The 21,273-nt window shown below is 72.0% G+C and carries 19 protein-coding genes; 5 read left to right on the top strand and 14 right to left on the bottom strand.

Translation table 11 applies throughout. From position 1 onward, the window contains the following. Positions 1-91: 91 nt before the first annotated feature. The 9 genes from A3862_RS13775 to A3862_RS13735 all read right to left on the bottom strand — a co-directional run bounded on the left by A3862_RS13775 (position 92) and on the right by A3862_RS13735 (position 10,023). Positions 92-721, bottom strand: coding sequence for a uracil-DNA glycosylase (locus A3862_RS13775; RefSeq protein ID WP_043758912.1), 630 nt, complete (start codon positions 719-721; stop codon positions 92-94). Continuing rightward, positions 711-1,469: a PIG-L deacetylase family protein gene (locus tag A3862_RS13770; protein ID WP_043758914.1), complete on the bottom strand. Its 759-nt coding sequence runs from the start codon at positions 1,467-1,469 to the stop codon at positions 711-713. The genes A3862_RS13775 and A3862_RS13770 overlap by 11 nt, the downstream gene beginning before the upstream one ends. Positions 1,470-1,626: 157 nt before the next feature. Next, complete coding sequence (locus A3862_RS13765; protein ID WP_043758915.1) at positions 1,627-2,865, bottom strand: glycosyltransferase family 4 protein; 1,239 nt, start codon at positions 2,863-2,865, stop codon at positions 1,627-1,629. A gap of 85 nt (positions 2,866-2,950) precedes the next feature. Then, the gene (locus tag A3862_RS13760) at positions 2,951-3,823 is read right to left on the bottom strand and encodes a sugar phosphate isomerase/epimerase family protein (protein ID WP_043758918.1); all 873 of its coding nucleotides are present in this window, start codon (positions 3,821-3,823) and stop codon (positions 2,951-2,953) included. Continuing rightward, a complete protein-coding gene (locus tag A3862_RS13755; protein WP_043758919.1) occupies positions 3,820-5,421 on the bottom strand; it encodes a YcaO-like family protein in 1,602 nt (533 codons plus the stop codon). The genes A3862_RS13760 and A3862_RS13755 overlap by 4 nt, the downstream gene beginning before the upstream one ends. Before the next feature lie 224 nt (positions 5,422-5,645). Then, positions 5,646-6,641: a Gfo/Idh/MocA family protein gene (locus A3862_RS13750; protein ID WP_043758920.1), complete on the bottom strand. Its 996-nt coding sequence runs from the start codon at positions 6,639-6,641 to the stop codon at positions 5,646-5,648. Continuing rightward, positions 6,641-7,822 (bottom strand): class I SAM-dependent methyltransferase, encoded by a 1,182-nt coding sequence (locus tag A3862_RS13745; protein ID WP_043381132.1) that lies wholly within the window; start codon positions 7,820-7,822, stop codon positions 6,641-6,643. Before A3862_RS13745 ends, A3862_RS13750 begins: the two co-directional genes overlap by 1 nt. Before the next feature lie 44 nt (positions 7,823-7,866). Continuing rightward, complete coding sequence (locus A3862_RS13740; RefSeq protein ID WP_111473652.1) at positions 7,867-8,793, bottom strand: hypothetical protein; 927 nt, start codon at positions 8,791-8,793, stop codon at positions 7,867-7,869. Between the two features lie 39 nt (positions 8,794-8,832). After that, positions 8,833-10,023, bottom strand: coding sequence for an inositol-3-phosphate synthase (locus tag A3862_RS13735; RefSeq protein WP_043381133.1), 1,191 nt, complete (start codon positions 10,021-10,023; stop codon positions 8,833-8,835). A 324-nt stretch (positions 10,024-10,347) separates the two neighbouring features. Here A3862_RS13735 and A3862_RS13730 point away from each other — a divergent pair, with 324 nt between their 5' ends. After that, a complete protein-coding gene (locus A3862_RS13730; RefSeq protein WP_043761383.1) occupies positions 10,348-11,580 on the top strand; it encodes a transglycosylase SLT domain-containing protein in 1,233 nt (410 codons plus the stop codon). Between the two features lie 208 nt (positions 11,581-11,788). Here the strand turns inward: A3862_RS13730 and A3862_RS13725 are convergent, their stop codons facing one another. Both A3862_RS13725 and A3862_RS13720 read right to left on the bottom strand, forming a co-directional pair. Further along, a complete protein-coding gene (locus A3862_RS13725) occupies positions 11,789-13,471 on the bottom strand; it encodes a DHA2 family efflux MFS transporter permease subunit (protein WP_236961986.1) in 1,683 nt (560 codons plus the stop codon). Between the two features lie 5 nt (positions 13,472-13,476). Next, entirely contained in the window at positions 13,477-14,754 is a 1,278-nt protein-coding gene (locus tag A3862_RS13720) for an HlyD family secretion protein (RefSeq protein ID WP_043758923.1), read from the bottom strand. 191 nt (positions 14,755-14,945) lie between these two features. Here A3862_RS13720 and A3862_RS13715 point away from each other — a divergent pair, with 191 nt between their 5' ends. Together A3862_RS13715 and A3862_RS13710 are read left to right on the top strand one after the other, a co-directional pair. Next, complete coding sequence (locus A3862_RS13715; RefSeq protein WP_043758925.1) at positions 14,946-15,617, top strand: HdeD family acid-resistance protein; 672 nt, start codon at positions 14,946-14,948, stop codon at positions 15,615-15,617. Positions 15,618-15,778: 161 nt separating this feature from the next. Continuing rightward, positions 15,779-18,247, top strand: coding sequence for a PBP1A family penicillin-binding protein (locus A3862_RS13710; protein WP_043758927.1), 2,469 nt, complete (start codon positions 15,779-15,781; stop codon positions 18,245-18,247). Positions 18,248-18,251: 4 nt separating this feature from the next. On the opposite strand, the gene A3862_RS13705 is transcribed toward A3862_RS13710, so the two are convergent. Further along, entirely contained in the window at positions 18,252-18,680 is a 429-nt protein-coding gene (locus tag A3862_RS13705) for a DUF1810 domain-containing protein (RefSeq protein ID WP_043758929.1), read from the bottom strand. A 101-nt stretch (positions 18,681-18,781) separates the two neighbouring features. Between A3862_RS13705 and A3862_RS13700 the strand changes: the two genes are divergently transcribed. After that, on the top strand, positions 18,782-19,165 hold the full coding sequence (locus tag A3862_RS13700; protein WP_043345682.1) for a hypothetical protein: 384 nt from the start codon (positions 18,782-18,784) through the stop codon (positions 19,163-19,165). Positions 19,166-19,217: 52 nt separating this feature from the next. Here A3862_RS13700 and A3862_RS13695 read toward each other — a convergent pair whose 3' ends face one another. Further along, the gene (locus A3862_RS13695) at positions 19,218-19,487 is read right to left on the bottom strand and encodes a hypothetical protein (protein WP_043381144.1); all 270 of its coding nucleotides are present in this window, start codon (positions 19,485-19,487) and stop codon (positions 19,218-19,220) included. A gap of 412 nt (positions 19,488-19,899) precedes the next feature. On the opposite strand from A3862_RS13695, the gene pcaD reads away from it, so the two are divergent. After that, positions 19,900-20,697: a 3-oxoadipate enol-lactonase gene (gene pcaD, locus A3862_RS13690; RefSeq protein ID WP_111473651.1), complete on the top strand. Its 798-nt coding sequence runs from the start codon at positions 19,900-19,902 to the stop codon at positions 20,695-20,697. Between the two features lie 73 nt (positions 20,698-20,770). Here pcaD and A3862_RS13685 read toward each other — a convergent pair whose 3' ends face one another. After that, positions 20,771-21,097, bottom strand: a complete 327-nt coding sequence (locus A3862_RS13685) for a hypothetical protein (RefSeq protein WP_043381150.1) — start codon at positions 21,095-21,097, stop codon at positions 20,771-20,773. Between the last annotated feature and the right edge of the window lie 176 nt (positions 21,098-21,273).

Genomic DNA, 21,273 nt, shown 5'->3' with positions numbered 1-21,273 from the left:
GAAACTCCCGGACCGCGGCCCGTTGCCCCGCATGTAGGCCGAACCGGCGCCCAAGACCAGGGAAGCGGCCGCCGGGACAGGCGTTCTATCCTCAGCCGGGCATCCGCCCGAGCCGCGCCGCCGCCTCGGCGAGGCCCCGCCGGATCCGGGCCGGCACCTCCGGCGCGGTGCAGACATAGGTCGGACTCGGATGCGGCACCCGGATGACCGGCAGGTCGGGGCGGAGCACCGCGAGCGCCGGCGCCGCCTCGCCGGCGAAGCGGCCGGCCAGCACCGCCACGGCGAGGCGCGGCAGGAGGTCGAGGAGCGGGGCCAGATAGGGCGCGGCGGCCGCGACCTCCGCGCGGCGGGGTGCGCGGTTGCGTGCGCCCTCCTGGTGGATCAGCCAGGGGACGGTGTTCCAGATCAGCGTGTCGGCGCGGGCGATGCCGGCCTCGGCGAGGAAGCGGAACAGGTTCGCGGCGGTGCCGTTCGCGCTGTCGCGGGTCACGAAGCCGGTGCGCAGCACCGCCGGGCCCGGCGTCTCGAGGAGGAGCAGCATCCGGGCGTCGACGCCGCCATCCAGGGGGTCGGGCGCCGGGACCGGGGCGCCACGCTCGGCCGCAATGCGCGCGGCGAGGGCCCGGATCGGGGCGATGTGGGGGCTGCCGATCAGGGCGCGGCGTGCCGCGAGGGCGTCCGGATCGGCCAGGGCCCTCGGCGCCTGCGGCTCAGCCGGCATCGAGCCCGGGGACGGTCACGCCGAGCGGGCCGGACAGGCGGAAGCGCTCGAGGCCCTCCTCCCGGGCGAGGCGCGCGTCGAGGCCGGCCACGCCGCCGAACTGGAAACCGATCTGGCTGGCATAGGCCGCGCAGGCGGCGCGCTTGCGGGCTTGCGCCTCCGGATCGAGGCGCATCACCGGCTCGGGAAGCCCCGCGAACAGCGCGGCCAGCGGCGCCTTCGGCGCGGACTCCCGCACCGTGTAGGGAAAATCGCGCCACCACAGGATCGGCGACGGCACAGCGAGCCCGCGCAGCGCCCGGACCGCCTGGACGTGATCGACATGGCCGCCGATCGCCTGGGGGGCGAGGATCAGGTCGGGCTGCTCGGCGGCGATCAGATCCGCCAGGGCGGGGGCGAGGTCGCCCGCGATGCCGTCGTCGGCGCGGGTCTCGGAGAAGAGCTCCGGCGGCGCGCCGTAGCCCCGGTGCGGCGCCTCCCGGAACGGCAGGTGGACGGGCGGCGCGATGCCGAGCGCGGCGGCGGCGCGGACATCCTCGTCCCGGCGCAGGGCCATGTAGTCGACCTCCGGCGCCAAGCCCTTGTCGAGCTGGCAGGCGAGGGCGAAGCCCGTCGGGTCGGCGACGCTGCCGGTGAACAGGGTCGCCATCACCACGCGCCAGCCGTCCCGCGCCAGGCCCGCCAGGAGGCCGCCGCAGGAGAAGGCCGCATCATCGAGATGGGGGGACAGGGCGAGGGCGATCGGCATAGTTCAGAGCCTGTCGGCTGGGGGGATGCTCCAACCCCGAGCCTCATCCGGAGGTGCCGGAACGCAAAACCGGCGCGAGGGCGCCTTCGCGGCTTGCGCGTCGCGGGCGCACCTCAGGACGAGACCCCGGATGGGACGGCCCAAGTGCGAAGTCCCGTCAGAGCAGGTGTGGCTCGGCGCGGAACCGGCAGCTGGGATCGTCGGGCAGGTCCGTCGCAAAGTCGGTGGCCGGCGTCTCGGAGCGCACCCGCGCGTAGACCTCCATGATCTGCCGCCCGACCGCGTGCCAGGAATAGACCCGCCGGCACTCCTCCAGGCCGGCGCTCGCGATGCGGCGGCGGAGCGCCGCGTCCGTGATGATCCGGGTGAGCGCGGCGGCCTGCGCCGGCACGTCGCCCGGATTCACCAGCAGCCCGTTCTCCCCGTCGCGCAGGCAGTCCGACACGCCGACCGCGTGGCACGAGACGGTGGCGAGCCCGGCCGCCAGCGCCTCCAGGATCGTGTTCGAGAACCCCTCCGCGTAGGTCGGCGAGACGAACACGTCGGCGCGGCGGTAGAGGTCGGGCACGGAGCCGTACTCGGCATAGCCCGTGAAGGCGATCTCGCGCTCGGAGAAGGCGTGCTCCGCGGCGAGCGCCTTGGCCGGGTCCACGTCGGGCCCGATCCCCGAGATCGTGGCCGCGAAGGGCGTGCCCTGCCGGCGCAGGATCGCCAGGGCCTCGATGAAATCGAGCACGCCTTTCCGGCGGTCGACCCGGCCGTGGTAGAACAGCCGCACCGGCCCGCCATGGGGCGCCGGCAGCCCGTCGGGCGTGCCCTGCGCGAAGCGCTCGGTGTCGACCGCGCCGGGCACGATCGTGAAGCGGGCGGGGTCCGAGCCCAGGCGCTCGCAGACCTCGTCCACGAAGGAGGCGCCGCCGATCAGCAGGGCGTTGGCGTGAGCCAGCACCTCGCACATGGCGACCCGGTGCGTCTCGCAGCAGGAGCCGACCCAGTGGCCGTCGCCGCCCTGGATCGAGACGACGCTCGGCACCCCGAGCTTGCGGGCGGCCAGCAGCACCGCCCAGCCGGTCGGGTAGCCGTACTGCGCGTGCAGGATGTCGAAGGGGTTCTGGGCGTGCTCTTGGGCGATCGCGTCCACCATGGTGGCGATGTCGCGCTCGAAATCGCCCGACGTCTGCTCGCCGACCTGCTCCAGGCCGATCACCCGCACACCCGGCACCGGCGGCGGCGGCCCGCCGCCGTAAACGCGGGTGCCGAAGGCGTCGCCCCGGTACTGCGAGATCATCGTCACGTCGTGGCCGGCGCCGACCAACTCGCGCAGCAGGTTCTGCGCGTAGACGCTCATGCCCGATATGGCGGGGAAGTAGCGGCGGCTGAGGAAGAGGATTCTCATCGTGCCGCCCCATCGCGCAGACCGGGAGAGGCGCCGCGTGGCCCCCTCTCCCGCGCCGGCGTCCCGTCTCGCCCCGGCTCGTCTCTCACTGCCATTGCCGCCGCGTCTCCTGCTCGCCGGCCAGAACCGGGCCGGGGCGCCGGCAGCCGCGGAGGTAGTCGAGCGCCTGCGGGATCATCACGTCGGCCCGGTGGCTCTCGCGGGACAGCTCGACGCAGATCAGCTTGCCGAAGTTGATCGCCTCCAGCGCCTCCAGGACGCCCGGCACGTCCATGTCGCCCTCGCCGAAGGACAGGTGGATGTGGCTGCCGCGCTTCATGTCCTCGATCGCCACGGTGCCGATCCGGTCGGCGAATTCCCGCACGGCCGCCGCCGGCTCGCGCTCGCCCGTGACGAGGCAGTGGCCGGTATCGAGGGCGAGCTTCAGCCCCGGCACGTCGAGGGACGCGTAATCGTCGAGGGTCTCGATCAGCATGCCGGGCTCCGGCTCCAGGCAGGGGACGACGCCCGCCTCCGTGGCGAAGGCCGCGACTTCGTGCAGCCCCTCGGCCAGCCAGCGCCGGGCCTCGCCGGGATCGACGCCGGGCTTCGGCACGCCGGCCCAGAACGAGACCGCCTCGGCGCTCAGCATGCCGCCGATCTCGATCGCCCGCTTGAGGAAGCCGACCCGCCGGGCGCGGCCCGCGGCATCGGCCGTCACGAGCGTTGGCTCGTGCTTGGCGGTGGGGTCGAGGAGGAAGCGGGCGCCCGTCTCGATGACGCAGGTCAGCTCCAGCTTCTCCAGCAGGCTCGCCACCCGGCCGGCCTCCGCCGCCCAGGTTTCGGAGAACGGATCGAGGTGGTGGATGTCCAGCGTCAGGGCCACGCCGTCGTAGCCCGCGGCCTTGATCAGGTGGATCGCGTCGTCGAGGCGGTGGTTGGCCGCGCCGTTGGTGTTGTAGGCGAACCGAAGCGTCATGCCGCCCTCCCCTGACGCTGGGCGAGGCGGAACGGCGCGTGGTGCGATTCCGGCTCGCGATAGAGCGGATAGTGCCGCCCGACGATCCGCTCGGCCAGGGCGACGTCGAACAGCGGCTGGCCGCCGAACCGCTCCAGGGCCTCCGGCGTCAGGCGGACCGGCCGCAGGGTCTCGCTTTCGGTGCCGAACTTGATCAGCGGGTGGTCGCGGTCGATGAGCTTCTTCGTGTTGCGCTCGCCGATCCGGTAGTAGCTCATGGTCTCGACCTCGAGCCCCGGCACGATCGCCTTGACCACGCCGACCCCGCCGCCCGGGGGCGTGCAGTCGACGTAGAGGACGTCGAACCCGGCCTCCGTGAGCCGGTCGCAGGCGATCTTGCCCCTGGCATGCCCGTCCGCGGCCGGGGTCGAGGGCAGGTCCGCGAAGCGCTTGGTGCTCCGCTCCGAATAGACGGTGTCGGCCAGCACGCCGCGCAGGTCGGCGGCGGGCATCTCGATCCATTCGAGCATCGCCTGCAGGGCGCGGCTCTCCTCGAGGTCGAGGCTCGGAAGCGCCTTCTGGATGAAGGCGTCGATGTAGCCCGGCGGAGTCACCGTGGCGGCCATGTCGAGGGGGCCGTGGCCGAAGGTCTTGCGCACCCGCGCGGCCTGGAACTCGAGCAGCGCCTTGCGGAGGGCCCGCTCCCGGTCCGGATCGCAGGCCTCGCCGCAGGCCGACAGGGCGATCGGCGCCGGGGTGCGCGCCGGATCCGCGTCGTAGCCGACGACGTAGAGGTTGGTGAGGCCGAACTGGTCGGTGGCGAATTTCGGCAGCGCGTGGATCCCGAGCTCCTTGAGCCGGGCCAGCATCGCGGCGTTCTCCGGGCCGATGCCGTCGAGGTCGAGCATCACGCCCTGGTCGAGAGCCCGGAACAGCAGGCCGTTGCCGTCCCGCTGGAGCAGCTCAAGGACGCCGTGGCCCAGCGCGAAGGGCACGTCGGGCCCCGCGCCGAGACCGTTGGTGATCAGGTTGGTGAAGGGTTTGTAGCCCTCGGACAGCTCGAAATAGTCGGTGGCGGCGACGTCGAGCGGCATGAGCACGATCTCGCCCGTGGCGTGCCGGACGCTGGGCGTCCATTCGAGCACCGTGTCCCGGCCCACCGGGGAGCCGGCGGGCAGGCAGAGGGTCAGCGGGTCGGCGACGGATTTGGCGCCGTAGACGCGGGCGAGGTCGGCGTAGCTCGCCCGTTCCTTGGCCCGGGGCAGCACCGCGAGCGAGGGCATCAGGTTCTCGGCGATTTCGGCGACCGCGCCGATCAGCGCCTCGTCGTCGGTGGCGCCGTAGCCGATGCCCGACGGCATCGCGCCCACGAAAAACGGGTCGTCGAGGAACAGGGCCACGAACCAGACCGGGATGCCGGTGCGGTCGAGGGGCGCCAGCGGGAAGCCGACGATGCGCCCTTCCGGCAGGACGTCGAGATAGGCGCGCACGGGATCCGGCAGGGTCTCGGGCAGCCCCTCGATCGGCCGCTTGGCGCCGAAGCGATAGGGGCGCGGCGCCTTGATCCGCGCGTGCCGGGCGCGGTCGTCCTGGTCGTGGAAGCCGTCTGCGTTGCTCACGTCGTGTTCCCGTGTTCCTCGGACTGCCTGCTCACCTTCGTCCTACCCATCCCCTCATCCTGAGCTGCCGGAGCGCAGCGAAGGCCTCGAAGGAGGGCTCTGGACGGCACAGCGCTTCCTGGAGCCCTCCCACGAGGCCCGCTGGCGCGGGCACCTCAGGATGAGGGTGCGGCTTGGATTGGATAGGTAGCTGTCCGGTGTCTGCTCATCCTGTCCTGCGGTCGCTACCCCTGCCCATAGGCGTGGGCGACGAGTCGCATCGTGTGGAGATCGCGTGCGGCCGAGTACGCCCCCCGCTCCTCGGGCCGGCGCAGGGCCGAGCCGAAGGCGCGCACCTGCTCGGTGAAGGGGGAGCTGTCGGCGTCGAAGGCGAGCGGTTCGACGCGCCCGCTGGCGCCGTCGATGAAGGACAGCGATCCGCCGGCCGTCTGGCCCATGGTGTTCTCGGCGATCAGCATCCCCTTCGTACCGACCACCTCCAGGCGGCGGCGGGGCAGCGCGTCGGGGCAATTGTAGGCGACGTGCAGGCTCGCCAGCGCGCCGCCCGCGGTCCGCCCGATCAGCAGGGCGCCGTCATCGACGGAATAGTCCTGGGCCCGGCTCTGGGTCAGGGCCGCGAGGTCGGCGATCGGCTCGTCGAGCAGGAAATCCACGAGGTCGAGCCCGTGCGGGGCGAGGTCCATCAAGGCGCCGCCGCCGGCCTGGGCGGCATCGATCCGCCAGTTGGGCTGGCCGGCCTCCGACCAGTCGCGCCCGAGCCAGCAGGCGTAGACGATCCGCACCGTGGTGACGGTGCCGAGCCGCCCGGCCGCGACCTGGGCGCGGATCGTCCGATGGGCCGGGTGGTGACGCTGATCGAAGGCCGTCCCGTAGAAGATTTTTTGCGATTCGACCGCACGCGCGATGGCTTCCGCGTCCGCGAGCGTCGCCGCCATGGGCTTCTCGCAGAGCACCGCCTTGCCGGCGGCGGCGAGCGCCTCGACGGCGCCGCGGTGGAGATGGTTCGGCGTCGCCACGTAGACCGCCTCGACCCCGGGCTCGGCGATGAGACCGGCGAGATCGGCATGGCCGCGGGCGCCCGCCCGCTCGGCCGCGGCGCGGCATTCCGGGTTCGGATCGCAGACCGCCACCAGCCGGTGCCCGGCGGCGCGGATGCCCGGCTCCATGTAGTCGCGGGCGACCCAGCCGTAGCCGACGATGCCCCAGCCGACCGCGTCCATCACCACCGCTCCGGCAGGTCGACGAATTCGCGCACCCGGATACGCTGCGTCTCCGGGCTATCGAGCGTGCCGTCGAAGGTCAGATGCTCGGGGCCGGGCGAGCGCAGCGGGTAGGTGGCCCGGGAGGCGTATTCCGCCTCGTAGCGCTCCGAGGGCCAGCGGACGACGTAGCCGTCCCCCTCGGGCGCATAGAGCGGGTTGAGCCGCAGCACCGTGCCGGGCTTCGGCAGGGTCAGCCCGTCGACCAGAGCGCGCGGCGCCGGGCGCATGCCGGGGCCGCATACCACCGAGAACGCCTCGCAGGTCCGCAAGGCCCCAGGCTCCTGCGGGCCCGGCGCCCGCGCCTCGACGAGCGCCCGCGTGAGCTCCGCGTCGTCGTAGACCAGGGCGTCGGGGAAATACTCGGCGATCTCCTCGGCGGTCACCGCCCGGCCGGCCGAGAAGCCCGGGCAGTCGCGGTTGTGGATGTGGCTCAGCGCCAGCCAGCCGTCGTCGCCGGCATTCTGGCGGAGGTTCTCCAGCAATGCGGCCTTGTCGTCGAGGAAGTAGAAGGCGTCGTTGCACACGACGAGGTCGACCGGCGCGCCCGGGATGGGCCAGTGCGGCGAGCCGGCGTCGAAGCAGACGAGCTGCGCCTTCTCGTCCACCACCCAGTGGCGCGCGACCCAGAGCTTGGCGAAGACCACGTCGGCGCCGGCGACCTTGCAGCCGCGCCGCTGCAATTCCCGCAGGTAATGGCCGATTCCGCAGGCGAATTCGAAGACGCAGATGGGCTCGTTCCAATGCGCCTCCAGAAGCGACAGGCCGGCCAGGAAGGTCGGGTCGCTCCAGCGGTGCAGGAAGTAGTCGCCGACGCGGCCCCAGCCGAGACCCTGGACCGCGTCACGCAGCGTCGCGGTGCGGCGCTCCTTGATGAGGCGGATGACCCCGGCGGGATCGGCCGGGGGCCCGTTCCACCAATCGTCCTGATCGACGAGTAGAGCGGCCAGCGCCTCGTCGGGCTCGCCGGCGTCGAGATGGGCCAGAACCCGCTCGACCAGGGCCTCGCGGTTGATCCGCAGGTACGGGATGCCGTCGATCACGGGCCAGCGGGCGCCGGTCTCCGCATCGCGCAGGGCGTGCGGGCCGTCGGCCTTCAGCGGGTTGCCGGTGTCCGGCGAATGGAGTTCGAACGGGATCATGGTTCTCGGAGCCGCCCGGGCAGATGGGCGGCGGGGTCCGGCGATCAAGGGATGCGCATGTCGGCGAGGACACGATCATGGAAGCCCTTCACCGGGCCGGCATGGACCAGCTCCCACTCGTCGAGCACCATCCCCATCGTGGTCGAGGCCCCGCGCAGATGCTGGGCGATCTGGAGGACACGGTCGATGCAATCCGCCGCGTGGAAGGCGCGGCCCTCCGCGGTGGCGTCGTCGGGCAGCACCGCGCGGGCCCGCTCCACCTGACCCCGCAGGGGCTCGGCGAGCTCGGCCAGCGCCCAGGCGGTGGTGGTGGCCATGATCGGCCCGAGATGGTCGCCGAGCAGCATCTCGCCGGTGAAGCCGGCATCGGGCATCGCGGCGTTGTGGAAGTGATGCGCCATCGCGGCCAGGAACACGGTGCCGGGGTCGGCCCGGTAGAACGGGCTGAGGCAAACCCCGTAGACCGCCACGATGAGGCAGTGCTCGGCGTGGTTCTCCGGCGGCTCCAGCAGGATCCGGGCGCGGCCGGGACAGGTGACGCCCGCCCGCGGCTGCTGCGCCAGAGCGGCGACGAAGCCCGGCAGCGGTCCGGGCCTGCCGGCCGGTCGCGGCGCGAGCCGCCCGCGCAGGCGCTCGCGCAGAGCCGGGTCGAGCTCCTCGGTGACGGCGTCGAAGCCCGCCACCAGCACCGCCGAGGCCGCCTCCTCCGACAGCCCGGCCGCGGTCAGGAAGGCCGCGTCGAGATCGCAGAGGCGCGTCGCCGCGAGGGTGACGGCGGTGATGTCGAGGGCGACGTCATCGGGCGCGGCGCCCCCGGTGAGGAGGCCCCATCCCTGCGCGAACAGCCGCTCGGCGATCGACCCCTCGCGCCCCGCCGAGCGGACGCGCTTGAGGTCGTTCATCTCGATCAGGAGGTCGCGCAGCGCCTCGGGGGCAGCGCCGGAGGGAGGCGGCTGGTTCTCGCTTGGCATCGTCTCGCTCCGGAAGCCGCCCCTTGGTCGCGACGAGGCCTAGTGCACGCCCAGCCAGTCCCGGAGCATCTGCTCCTGCTTGCCGAAGGCGTGCTCCGGCCCATGGCCGTTCTTGACCATCGGGGCCTTGAAGAAGGTCGAGAGCTGCTCCTGCACGCCGCCGTCGCCGCGCGTGCGGGCGAGGTCGAGGACGCGGGCGATCTCGATGACCAAGGGCGCGGCCAGGATCGAGTCCTTGCAGAGGAAGTTCACCTTCACCTGCATCCGCTGGCCCATGAAGCCGGTGACGTCGATGTTGTCCCAGGCTTCCTTGTCGTCGCCGCGCGGGCGGTAATAGTGGATGTGCACGAGGTGGTCCTCGACCGGGTAGCCGAGGATCGAGTCGAGCACCGTGCCCTTGGTGTTGAGCTTCGACTGGAGGGAGTTCGGATCGTTCAGGGCGAGTCCGTCGCGGTTGCCCAGGATGTTGGTCGAGAACCAGCCGTCGACGTGGAGCGCCCGCGCCTTGAAGGCCGGGGCCAGCACCGTCTTCATCATGGTCTGGCCGGTCTTGCCGTCCTTGCCGGCCACCGGGACGTTCAGCTCCTTGGCGAGGTCCAGGAGGGCCGGGACGTCGGCCGCCACGCTCGGGGTGAAGTTGGCGTAGGGGATGCCGCTCTTGATCGCCGCGTAGGCGTAGAGCATCGCGGGCGAGATCGCCTCGTCGCTCGAATCGAGCCCCTTCTCGAAGGCGGCCGTGGAGTTCAGAGCCGGATCGTTCAGGTCCGGCCAGCGCTCGGTGGAGGCGAGGTTCACCACGACCACGTCGTCGAGGTTGCTCTCCTTCTGGAAGCGGCGGAGATCGTTGGCGATCACCGAGACCGCCTCGCGGTGGTCCTTGGCGACGATGCGGTTCTGGCCGTCGATGTTCTTGCAGAACTTGGCGCTGCCCACCGCCGGCCAGGGGGTGATGCCCTTCAGGGCCTGTGCGCCGCTCTCGATGTCGTCCTTCGAAAGCACGCCGTGGCCGCTCGCAGCGGACGCGAGGTCGTCGCCGTTGAGATCCCAGCCGCCGAAGACGAGGTCCTTGTAGTCGGCCATGCCGGCCACGGAGAGACCGGCGAGCGGCAGCCCGTCGAGGCGATTGGAGCCGGATTTGATCATTTCGATGCCGGCGATGGCAGTGGTGGCGACGGCGCCTCCCATGCCAACGAACGCGACACCGATGCGGCGACCGGACTGCATGCTCATCGGAAAATGATGTCCTTGTGCGGACGCGGGTGGCGTCTTGGGACGGAAAGTTCGACCCCCCCGGGGCCGTATCTAACTGGCTCGACGGTGCCGCGTTCCAACCCGAATGCGACAACATTGCCCCTCCGTCGTCCGAAGCGCGGCCGGTTCACGGTGTTAACGGCCCCCTAAGCGGCAGGGTTAACCCTTCGTTGACCGTGCCACGCTTGGATCACGGGGCCGTCCCATTCTGGTCACGGCCGGCGTCGATAGGGCCGCCGCTTCCGAAAAAACCCGGCCGTCAGAGCCGGGCGGACGCAAGGACCGATCTGAAGAGGACCAATGATGGGGGTTTTCCCGGAGCCGGCGCGTCGCGCCGACGACGTGAGCCGACTCGTGCCGCCGACCCTGAACGGCACGGGCCATATCGAGGATGAAGCCGTGGCATGGCTGCCGCGGGCCGGACGCGGGACAGGGCGCCGGTCACTTCGCCGCACCGGCCTCGGCCGGATTTCCGGGACGCTGGCCCTGGGGCTCGTCGCCGGGCTCGGCCTGCCGCAGGCCGCCTTCGCGCCGGCGTATTTCGCACCGGCCGCCCAGGCCCACGACCGGATCGACACCAGCCCGCGCGCCGCTCAGGTGCTCGCGCAGACGGCTTCCCAGCCCGCGGCCCCGACCGTCGCGCCGGACGAACCTGTCCAGAACACCTGGAACGGCCTGCCGGTTCCCGAGCAGGAGCCCGCCACCACGGCGCTGATTCAGGAAGACCTCGCGGCCCTGCCGCGGGTGACGCAGGAGCAGGGTCAGGACGCGGTCAAGTTCGGCGAGCGCAGCGTGCCGCGCAAGGTGGTCGACACGATCGTCAAGGCCTCCGACGAGGCCGGCGTCGACCCCGTCTACATGATGGCGCTGGCCGACAAGGAATCGAGCTTCGACACGGAGGCGAAGGCGGCGACCTCCTCGGCGGCGGGCCTGTTCCAGTTCGTCGCCCGCACCTGGCTGGAGATGATCCGTGATTACGGCGCCCGCTACGGGCTCGCCGAGGAGGCCGCCGCCGTGAAGGGCCGGGGCGCCGCGATCACCGTCACGGGCAGCATGCGCGGCCGGGTGCTCGGCCTGCGCAACGACCCGCGCGTCGCCGCCCTGATGGCGGCCGAGCTGATCAAGCGCGACCGTGAGCGGATCGAGGCCCGGGTCGGGCGCGCGCTGACCACGACCGAGCTGTACCTCGCCCATTTCCTCGGGACTGCGAGCGCCGGGCGCTTCCTGTCGCTCTCCTCCGAGAAGCCCGACGAGGTCGCAGGGCGCGAGTTCCGCACCGCGGCGCGGGCCAATCGCAGCCTGTTCACCGCGAAGACGGGCGGCAAGCGCCGCAGCCTGACCGTCGCGGAACTGCACGGACGGATCGACGACATGATCGACCGGCGGCTGACCCGCTACCAGGGCGTCGCGGCGGTCGCCGAGGCGCTCGACAAGGGCCAGTCCCAGAACGAGATCGTCAGCGCCGAGGAAACGGCGCCGGTGGCCGGCAACCGCCGCGTCGAGGTGACGGAGGCGTTGCCGCCGGACGGCGTGTGAGGATCGCGCAGGGGAAGCGGATCCTGTTGAGGCGCTCGATCGTCTCAACCGGGGCGCGGGGGGCTTCCAACGCGCCTCCCGCTCCCTTCAGGTCAGGGGACCCGAACCCGAAACCGGGGCTCCGGCGCCGGAGCCACCGGGTGATTTGCGCCAATCCGGGTGGGCGGGCGCGGCGCCTCGGGATGACGTCCAGCCAAGCCGATCCGCCTCAATGGCCCCCGGCCGGCGCCCCGCCGCCGAGCTTGACGCTCTTCAGGCTCAGCGCCAGCGGGACCGCGCAGGTGGCGACGAGGCCGAGCACCCAGAACACGTCGATATAGGCCCAGTACGCCACCTGGGTGCTGAGCACGCTCCCGATCCACGCGGTCGCCTGGCTCTGGGCCTCGACGCCGGCATAGCCGTGCTCGGAGAAGTACTGCGTCGCCTGCCGCATGGTCTCCTGATAGGCCGGCGCGGTCGGGTTGACGCTCTCCACCAGGCGGCTCTGATGGAACTGGCTCCGGTAGGCCAGGATGTTCTGGGCCAGCGAGACGCCCATCGAGCCGCCGACATTGCGGGCGACGTTGATCAGCGCCGAGGCCTGATCGGTCTGGTCCTTGCGGATTCCCTCGTACGAGGCCGAGGTGATCGACAGGAACACCATCGGCAGGCCGATCCCGATATAGACCCGCGACCACGCGAAGAACGAGAACGTCGTGGAGCCGTCGAGCCGCGTCAGGTCGACCATGCCCAAAGCCACGATGGTCATGCCGGCGGCGATCAGCCATTTCGGCTGCACGTAGGCGGAGACGCGGCCGGTGAGGAACATCATCACCACCGTGACGATGCCCCCCGGACCGAGCACGAGCCCCGACAGCGTGGCGGTGTAGCCGTAATATTCCTGCGTGATCTGCGGGATGAACTGCGTGGTGGCGATCAGGATCGCCCCGGTGAACATCATCACCAGGAAGCAGGAGCCGAACTGGCGGTTGCCGATGAGGCGGAGATCGACGGCCGGGTTCTTCTTGGTCAGGAGCCAGGGGATCATGGCCACGAACGACACGGCCATCAGCACGCCGGAGACGTTCATCAGCGTCGAGGTCCCGAACCAGTCCTTCCGCTGGCCCTCGTCGAGGATCACCTCCAGCGAGCCGAGGAACAGGGCGACCAGCACGAAGCCGACGATGTCGAAGCGGATCCCCTTCCGGACCAGCGCACGGCGCTCCTTCTTGGCCGCCGCGCTGTCCTCGATGAGCCAGTACATCAGCCCGAGGGCGATGACCCCCACCGGACCGTTGATCAGGAAGCACCAGTGCCAGGAGGCGTTGTCGGAGAGCCAGCCGCCGAGGGTCGGGCCGATCACCGGGGCCACCACGATGGCGACGCCGTAGAGCGCGAAGGCCTGGCCGCGCTTCTCGGGCGGGAAGGAATCCGCCAGGATCGACTGGGCGAGCGGCGCCATGCCGCCGCCGCCGAGCCCCTGCAGCACCCGGAACAGCAGAAGGGATTCCAGGCTCCAGGCGAAGCCGCACAGGATCGACGAGACGGTGAACAGGGCCACCGACCACATGAAGAACGCCTTGCGGCCGTAGCGCTTGGCCAGGAAGCTCGACGCCGTGAGCGTGATCGCGTTGGCCACGAGGTAACTCGTCACCACCCAGGCGGCCTCGTCGGGGCCGACCGCAAGGCCGCCCGAGATGTAGCGCAGCGCCACGTTGGCGATGGTGGTGTCGAGCACCTCCATGAAGGTCGCCAGCGCCACCACGCCGGCGATCAGCCACGGATTGTGGCCACCCGGCGCCTTCGCGGATGCCGTGCCGCCTCGCGCCTTGCCTCCTTGTGTCTTGCTTCCCTGCGCCTTGCCCGTGTTCGGCTTGCGTCCGGACGCGGCCGCACCGGTCCCGCCGGCCATGGCGCTCACCGCACCGTGACGGTCGGGACGATCGACATACCCGGGCCGATCGACACGTCCGTCGGCCAGTTCTTGACCACGATCTTGACCGGGATGCGCTGGGTCACCTTCACGTAATTGCCGGTGGCATTCTGTGCCGGCAGCAGGCTGAAGGCCGTACCCGAGCCCGGCTGCACCGAAGCCACCGTCCCCTGGATCTTGCGGCCCGGATAGGCGTCGATCTCGATGTCGACCGGCTGGTCCGGCCGCATGTCGGTGATCTGGGTCTCCTTGAAGTTCGCCGTGACCCAGATGTCGTCGGGCACGAGCATCGCCAGGCTCTGGCCGGCCTGGGCGAGCTGGCCGATGCCGCCGGTCAGCCGCACGACGCGGCCGGCCTGCACGGCGCGGACCGTCGTGTAGCCGAGGTTCAGTTCGGCCTGCTCCACCTGTGCCCGGTCGCGGGCGAGCTGCGCCTGGGTCGAGGCCTTCTGCGCCTGGAGGGCGCCGATCTGCTTCTGGGCCGCCACCACGCTCGCCTGGGCGCTCTGCAGGGAGGCCTGCCGCTGCTGCAGCGTCGAGGTCGCCGATTGCGATTGCTGGATCGAGCCGGAGCCGCGCTCGGCGAGGTCCTTGTAGCGGGCCGCATCCTCCTGGGCGAACTTCAGCGCCGCCTCGGCGGTGGCGACCTGCGCCTTGGACACGTCGATGTTGGCGTATTGCGCCTGGATCTGCGCGTCGATGTTCTTGATGCCGGCCTCGTCGGCCTCGATCTGCGCCTTCGCCTGATCGAGGGCGATCTGATAGTCGCGCTGGAAGATCTGGAACAGGATCTGGCCGGCCTCGACGTGCTGATTGTCGGTGACCGGCACATCGACGAGGTAGCCGCCGACCTTCGGCTGGATCGCAATGCTGCGCGCGTCGACGAAGGCATCGTCGGTGCTCTCGTAGGGGTGCATGTACAGCAACCAGTAGAAGAACACGCCGACGCAGAGCGCGACGACCGCGAGGCCGCCGAGCAGGAACGCGAACGGGTGGCGCCGCAGGACGTTCGGGCGCCGGGCGTCGTCCTCGCCGTCGTCGGCATCTTCCGCGGCGTCGTCGGATTGGCCGTCCTGAGCCTCTGCGTCGTCGGCCGCATCCTCCGTGCCCGGCTTGCGGCCGGTCTCCTGGGCGGCGCCAACGTCCCCGGCGGGCTTGGCTCGGCCGAGATCCAGCACGTCCCGTTCGCGGGCGGCCGGACGGCCGTCGGCGGGATGCGGGCGCGCCTCACCCTCGGAGGAAGGCCGCTGATCGTCAAACATGGGAAGTCGCCGCCCGATGGCCGGTCACCGCACGATGACCGGGCTTGTCGCATCGCCCGCCTCAGGCAGCAAAAGCCGGCCGCAGGCTCAAGGTTCCATGCGCGGAGCGGGCCACCGGAACGCAGGCGGCCCTGCGGCGTTCTGCGCCCGGAACCTTTGCCGTTCTCGGGCACCGAGCCCAGGAGTACGCCATGACGCACAGCCCATCCCCGACCCCGCAGAGCCCCGGCTCCGGCTCCGGCTCGCCGACCTCGCCCACCGGCATCCCGCTCGTCGGCGTCGCCCGCCTCGACGCCATGAGCGCGGCGCTGGCGCGGAACTGGTGGCTCGTGGCGCTGCGCGGCGTCATCGCGATCCTGTTCGGTGTCATCGCGTTCGTCGCCCCGGGCGCCTTCGTGCTCTCCCTGGTGCTGTTCTTCGCCGCCTACATGCTTGCCGACGGTATCATCGCCATCGTGGGCGCGGTCCGCGCGGCGCAGCGTCACGAGCGCTGGGGCTTCCTGCTGCTCGAGGGCGTCGTCGACATCGTCGTGGGCGTCGCCGCGGCGCTGGTGCCGGCCGCGGCCGTCTGGGCCTTCGTGCTGCTGCTCGCCGTGTGGGCGCTGGTGACCGGCGGCCTGATGATCGCAGCGGCCTTCCGCCTGCATCTGCATTACGGACGGTGGTGGCTCGTCCTCGGCGGGGTCGTGTCGATCCTGTTCGGCCTCGCGCTGCTCATCAACCCGGGCATGTCGGCCCTGGTGCTGACGTGGTGGATCGGCTCCTACACCTTCGCCTTCGGCATCCTGCTGCTGATCCTGGCCTTCCAGCTGCGCAGCCGGCACGGGGCGGCCGCGGAGCCGGGAACGCCGCTCGGCCGGTGAGCCGGTCCCGAACCGGATCGGGCCCCGTGGCCCGATCCACACGGTCGCGGTGCGATCGACGCGCCGGCCGCCCTGCGTCCCCGCACGCGCGGGACACGGGATCGGATGCGGCCTAGAAGGCTCCCTCGACCGGATCGATCGGTCCCGGAACCCGAACCACGATGACGCCCGACGCGCCGGAACGCGCCCCGGCCGACGGGCCGAACCCGCCGAAGCCGGCTCCAGCCGCCGAGTCCCCGGACCCGCGCCTCGCCGCCCGCGAGGCCGGGCGCGCCGCGCGCGACTTGGCCCGGCATCTCCGAACCCTGGTGACCGCGGCCGGCCTTGGCCTCGCGCGCGGTGGCCGGGCCATTTCCGCCCGCGCGGCGGCACGGGCGCGCACGCGGTCGGCTTCGGTCGAGAGGCCGGCCGACACCGGCGTCCCGGAGGTCGATGGGCGCGGCGTCGAGCGGCGGGGCGCCCGGACGATCCTCGGCCGCCGGCACCCGGCCCTGCTCGCCGCCGGCCTGGTGATCCTGCTGCCGGTCCTGGCGCTGGCGGTCTACCTGTTCGCGGCCCTGGTGACCCTGCCGCCGCTCGGGGGCGCCGTGGTCGAGACCGGCCAGCGGGCGATCACCGTGGAGGCCGACGACGGCCGGGTCTTCGCCACCCGCGGCAGCTTCCGCGGCCAGAAGCTCACGGCGGCCGACCTGCCGCCGCACCTCGCCCAGGCGATCGTGGCGATCGAGGACCGCCGCTTCTACAGCCACTGGGGCATCGACCTGCGCGGCCTCGCCCGGGCGGCGTGGCGCAATCTCCGCGGCGGCGGCGTGCGCGAGGGCGGCTCGACCATCACCCAGCAATATGTCCGCCTGACCTCCCTCAACCAGGAGAAGACGCTCTGGCGGAAGGTGCAGGAAGCCTTCCTGGCGCTGCGGGTCGAATCGACGATGAGCAAGGACGCGATCCTGCTCGGCTATCTCGATTCCGCCTATTTCGGCGCCGGCGCCTACGGGGCGGACGCGGCGGCGCGGCGCTATTTCGGCAAGCCCGCCAAGGCCCTGAACCTGCCGGAATCGGCGATGCTGGCCGGGCTGGTGCGGGCGCCCTCGCAGCTCGCCCCGACCCGCAACCTCGGCGGCGCCAAGGAGCGGGCCGACGTGGTGCTCCAGGCCATGGTCGAGACCGGCGCGATCACGCAAGCAGAGGCCGACGCCGCGCGCAAGCAGAGCGTGACCCTGAAATCGCCCCCTGAGGCGCCGCCCGGCACCAACTACTTCCTCGACATGATCGCGGGCGACGTGAAGCGCCTCGCCGGCACCGACGGCGACATGACGGTGCGCTCGACCCTCAACCTCGACCTGCAGAGTCTCGCCGAGGGCGTCGTCGCCCGCCGGCTCGACAAGGACGGCGCCCGCCGCAAGGTCGGCCAGGCCGCCATGGTGGTGCTGTCGAAGGAGGGCGCGATCCTCGCCATGGTCGGCGGCCGCGACTACGAGGACAGCCAGTTCAACCGCGCCGTCCAGGCCAAGCGCCAGCCCGGCTCCCTGTTCAAGCTCCTCGTCTACCTGACGGCCTACGAGAAGGGCTACACGCCGGAATCCGTGATGGTCGACCGTCCGGTCCAGATCGGCGACTGGGACCCGGAGAACGACGACGGGCGCTACCGCGGGCCGGTGCCGCTGCGGACCGCCTTCGCGCTCTCGATCAACACCGTAGCGGCCCAGCTCGGGCAGGATGTCGGCATCCCGGCGGTGATCGCCACCGCGCGCAAGCTCGGGATCCAGTCGGACCTGCCGAACGTGCCGAGCCTCGTTCTCGGCTCGGGCGCGGTGAGCCTCCTGGAGATGGCCCGCGCCTACGGCTCGGTCCTGTCCGGGCGCACGCCGCTCCAGGCCTACGGCATCCAGGCGATCCGCGGGGCCGCGCCGCAGCCGCTTTACGTCCGTGCCGACGCGGCCCCGGGCCAGACGTTGGCGCAGGGGCCGCGCACCATGATGCTCGACTCGCTCCAGGCGGTGGTGGAATCCGGCACCGGCCGCGCCGCGCGGGTGCCGGGGCAGATCATCGGCGGCAAGACGGGCACGAGCCAGGACTTCCGCGATGCGTGGTTCGTCGGGATGACCCCCGACCTCGTGGTCGGGATCTGGGTTGGCAACGACGACGACAGCCCGATGAACCGCATGTTCGGCGGCGAGATGCCGGCCGGGATCTTCCACGACTTCATCCAGCGCGCCTCCGAGAAGCTCGCCAAGGGCAAGCCCCGCCCCTCGGCGGAGCGGGCCGAGCCGCCCCGGGCGCCGGCGCCGGCCCCCACGGTCGAGCCGGCCGCGGCCGGCGAGGTCCGCGGCGTGCCGGAGGTGATCGACACCGGCACCCTCAACCTGCGCGGACGGGTCGTGCGCCTCCTCGGCGTCGTCGGCGAGCGCGGCCATCTCGCCCGCCAGCTCGCCAGCTACCTGCGCCGCCGCGAGGTGGTCTGCTCCGGCCTCTCCGACGGGGCCACGGCCCGCTGCCGCATCGAGGGCGACGACCTCGCCGGGCTGATCCTGGCGGCGGGCGGCGCACGGGCCACGGAGGACGCGCCCCCGGACCTCCTGGGCGCGGAGGAGCAGGCCCGCGCCGAGCGGGTCGGCCTGTGGGGCCGGTGAGGGCTTAGGCCGCCCCGACCTTCGCCAGCGTCCGCGGGTCGGGGACGCCGTCGAAGTAGCGCGCCAGCGCCGCGGCGAAGAGCGGCTCCTCGGGCGCGGCGCGGTCGAACAGCGTCATGCTCGAGCGGAACTTCAGATCGTCGGGCGACCCGAAGATCGCGTGGGCCGAGCGCCCGTCGACGGCGTTGACGGCGGCCGTGCAGGCGCGCAGGCGCGCGCCCAGCACCGGATGCGCCGCATAGGCCTCGGCCTCCGCCAGGGATCCGATCGCGTAGCGCTGCGCCATCGGGCTCGCCCCGAGCCCGGCGATCTGCGGGAAGACGAACCACATCCAGTGGCTGCGCTTCGCACCGGCCCGCAATTCCGCCAGCGCGCATTCGTAGATCTCCTCCTGCGCGTCGACGAAGCGGCCGAGTTGGTGGCTGTCGGTCATGGCGCTGCTCCGGTGCTCGGTCCCGCTCCGTCAACGACGTTGCGCCGGTCACGGATGCAGGCTGCGGAGACGGGCGGCCCCGATGGGTGTAAGGGCGGCCCATGCTCGGAACGCTTGTCGCCTTCATGGTCGCGAACCCCGCGATGAGCCACGCCCTGACGGCCACCCTCGAGACTGCCGGCCTGGCGGCCGCGCTGATCCTGCTGCGCAGTCCCCGCCCCGAAGGCATCGCGGCGCTGGTGGTCTCGACCTATTACTATGGCCGCGAGGCCGGGCAGCGGGAACACGACCTGAAGCATGCCGGCTGGGATGCCGTGCAGGCGCATCTCGGCGCCGAGTTCCTGTACGGGTGGTCGCTGCCGAACCTGCAGCAATGGGTGGCGCCGACCTGCGCCGCCTGGGTGGTGGCGGGGGCGATCTACCTGATCCGGTCACGGATGGCGCGCGCGGCGCCCCTTCAGCCGCCGCGCCGCGGGCGCTTCTGACGAGCCGCCCGGCCATCCGTCGCGCGATCAGGCGCGGCGCCGGGCGCCGCGTTCAGGCGTGGGTGAACGGACCATCCGACGGCCCGATCTCGCTGCGGTCGCCGAGAAGCCGCCGGCCCGAGGCGATGATCTGGACCGTCTCGCGGCTGCCGCATTGCCGCCGTGCCAGGGCTTCCAGGTCGCGCAGGTAGTCGATCACCGGACCCCGCTGCCGGTCGCCCCGGCCGATCACCGGCTCGACCTTGGCGGTCACAAGCCCGGCCACCGTGTCCCAGAACTCCGCCGGTCGGATCGCGGCATCGCCAGTCGAAGGGTCGTGCATCGCTCGTCTCCTCCTGCCTCGCGGCGCTCGTTGTCGGACGTTTCCCCCGCCGGTGCATTGACCCATGTTGAAGGCAGCACCCCGATCCGTGCCGGCGCCGGGGGGCTCGCGGCATCGTCATCCGCGCCCGGGCGGATCCGATGGGCCGCGTCCGGTGCGACGCCCATAACGGATCGTGCCGCCGCGCAATTGTTTCGCATGGACAACAGGGAGACCGTATCCCGCGGAGGCTGTGCCAGCTTATGACCCCCCCGCCGCCGCGCCCGCGGCGCAGACCGGCTCGTCCGCCCCCGTGACGCCCCCGCGCCGGCACAGGCCCCCGCGCGCGTCGGCGCCGACAGTCGCGCCGGCGTGACATCTGCGAAGACCTCGCGCGAAGGCCCTCGCGAAGACCTTGGACGGAGACAACCGCATGCCGCAGATCACAATCGGAGGGATCGGGTTCCGCTACCTCCTCGAGGGGCCGGAAGGCGCTCCCGCCGTCGCATTCTCGAACTCGCTGGGTGCGACCCTGGAGATGTGGGACGCGCTGGTGCCGGCCCTGACCGGGCGCTACCGCACCTTGCGCTACGACACGCGCGGCCACGGCGGCTCGGAAACCCGGGATCAGCCCATCACGGTGACGGATCTGGCCGGTGACCTCGCGGGGCTGCTCGACGCCCTCGGAATCGGCAGGGCCCATCTGGTGGGCCTCTCCCTCGGCGGCATGACCGTGCAGGCCCTCGCGAGCGCCGAGCCCGAACGCGCGCTCAGCGCCACCCTCATGGCGACGGCGGCCCATATGCCGAGCCCGCAGAGCTGGGAGGAGCGCGCCGCGACCGTTCGCGCCCAGGGACTGGCGGCCGTGGTCGAGGCGACGCTCGGGCGCTGGTTCACGCCCGGCTTCGCGCAGCGCGATCCTGCGGCGATCCAGGCGATCCGTGAACGCTTCGTCGCCTGCGATCCGGCGGGCTACGCGGTGTGCTGCGGGGCGATCGGGTGCATGGATCTCCGGCCGGCGCTCTCCGCGATCACCGCGCCGACCCTGGTGATCGCCGGGCGCGACGACCCTTCGACACCCCCGGCCATGGCCGAGGAGATCTGCGCCGGCATCGCCCAGGCCGAACTCCTCGTCCTGCCCCGCGCCGCCCATCTGCTGGCCGTCGAGCGCGCCGAGGCCGTCGGAGGCTATCTGCGGGCCTTCCTCGACCGCGCGTCCCGGGACGCCTAGGCGTCCCTCCGGGCCGCTCCGGTCGATGATGGCGGGCAGCGCCGCATCGACCGGTTGCCGCGGGAATCCCGTTTCAGTGACAGGATAGGCCGGCTTCCGCGGGCGACATCCCCCGCGCCAGCCGACGCCCGGTATGCAGCAGGGCCTGTCGGATGAGGGTCACGGTCGTCGGATCGCCGTCCTGAACCGCCAGACGATAGGCGACGATCAGCGTGTCGCCGATCTCGCCGAGCAGGTCCGCGGCGCCCGCATCGGCGGCCTGCCCGTCCCCTTCGGCGCCCAGGGCGGGCGCATCCTCCGCCGATGGCCGTGCGGCGTCCCCGTGCGGCGCCTCCGCGATGGCGCACAGATCCGCGAGCCCGAACCTGTTCGCTCCGTCTTCCGGTGGGTCGTTGCGCATCGTCTTGGCCCCTCAACCATCGTGAGGTTGCACTCACAGGTTGAGAAGCGTCAACCGGCCTCCGGGCCGTCGATGAGCGGTCGAGCGTCGCAGCCCGGTTGCGCCGCGCGGCTATCGGGCAGGCCCGTCCGGAACCTGGCGACAGGGCGGGGACAGGGGACGGGGGATAGAGGATT

The organism is Methylobacterium sp. XJLW, assembly GCF_003254375.1.
Classification (GTDB): Bacteria; Pseudomonadota; Alphaproteobacteria; order Rhizobiales; family Beijerinckiaceae; genus Methylobacterium; species Methylobacterium fujisawaense.
The sequence above is the reverse complement of the archived record's forward strand: the minus strand, read 5'-3'. Positions and strand labels throughout refer to the sequence as shown.

Coding starts and splice junctions, on each gene's coding strand:
- A3862_RS13725 (WP_236961986.1), bottom strand. CDS start 13,471: ATGGCCGGCGGGACCGGTGCGGCCGCGTCCGGACGCAAGCCGAACACG.
- A3862_RS13735 (WP_043381133.1), bottom strand. CDS start 10,023: ATGAGCATGCAGTCCGGTCGCCGCATCGGTGTCGCGTTCGTTGGCATG.
- A3862_RS13705 (WP_043758929.1), bottom strand. CDS start 18,680: ATGACCGACAGCCACCAACTCGGCCGCTTCGTCGACGCGCAGGAGGAG.
- A3862_RS13710 (WP_043758927.1), top strand. CDS start 15,779: ATGACGCCCGACGCGCCGGAACGCGCCCCGGCCGACGGGCCGAACCCG.
- A3862_RS13765 (WP_043758915.1), bottom strand. CDS start 2,865: ATGAGAATCCTCTTCCTCAGCCGCCGCTACTTCCCCGCCATATCGGGC.
- A3862_RS13685 (WP_043381150.1), bottom strand. CDS start 21,097: ATGCGCAACGACCCACCGGAAGACGGAGCGAACAGGTTCGGGCTCGCG.
- A3862_RS13720 (WP_043758923.1), bottom strand. CDS start 14,754: ATGTTTGACGATCAGCGGCCTTCCTCCGAGGGTGAGGCGCGCCCGCAT.
- pcaD (WP_111473651.1), top strand. CDS start 19,900: ATGCCGCAGATCACAATCGGAGGGATCGGGTTCCGCTACCTCCTCGAG.
- A3862_RS13760 (WP_043758918.1), bottom strand. CDS start 3,823: ATGACGCTTCGGTTCGCCTACAACACCAACGGCGCGGCCAACCACCGC.
- A3862_RS13745 (WP_043381132.1), bottom strand. CDS start 7,822: ATGATCCCGTTCGAACTCCATTCGCCGGACACCGGCAACCCGCTGAAG.
- A3862_RS13715 (WP_043758925.1), top strand. CDS start 14,946: ATGACGCACAGCCCATCCCCGACCCCGCAGAGCCCCGGCTCCGGCTCC.
- A3862_RS13700 (WP_043345682.1), top strand. CDS start 18,782: ATGCTCGGAACGCTTGTCGCCTTCATGGTCGCGAACCCCGCGATGAGC.
- A3862_RS13775 (WP_043758912.1), bottom strand. CDS start 721: ATGCCGGCTGAGCCGCAGGCGCCGAGGGCCCTGGCCGATCCGGACGCC.
- A3862_RS13770 (WP_043758914.1), bottom strand. CDS start 1,469: ATGCCGATCGCCCTCGCCCTGTCCCCCCATCTCGATGATGCGGCCTTC.
- A3862_RS13730 (WP_043761383.1), top strand. CDS start 10,348: ATGGGGGTTTTCCCGGAGCCGGCGCGTCGCGCCGACGACGTGAGCCGA.
- A3862_RS13750 (WP_043758920.1), bottom strand. CDS start 6,641: ATGGACGCGGTCGGCTGGGGCATCGTCGGCTACGGCTGGGTCGCCCGC.
- A3862_RS13740 (WP_111473652.1), bottom strand. CDS start 8,793: ATGCCAAGCGAGAACCAGCCGCCTCCCTCCGGCGCTGCCCCCGAGGCG.
- A3862_RS13695 (WP_043381144.1), bottom strand. CDS start 19,487: ATGCACGACCCTTCGACTGGCGATGCCGCGATCCGACCGGCGGAGTTC.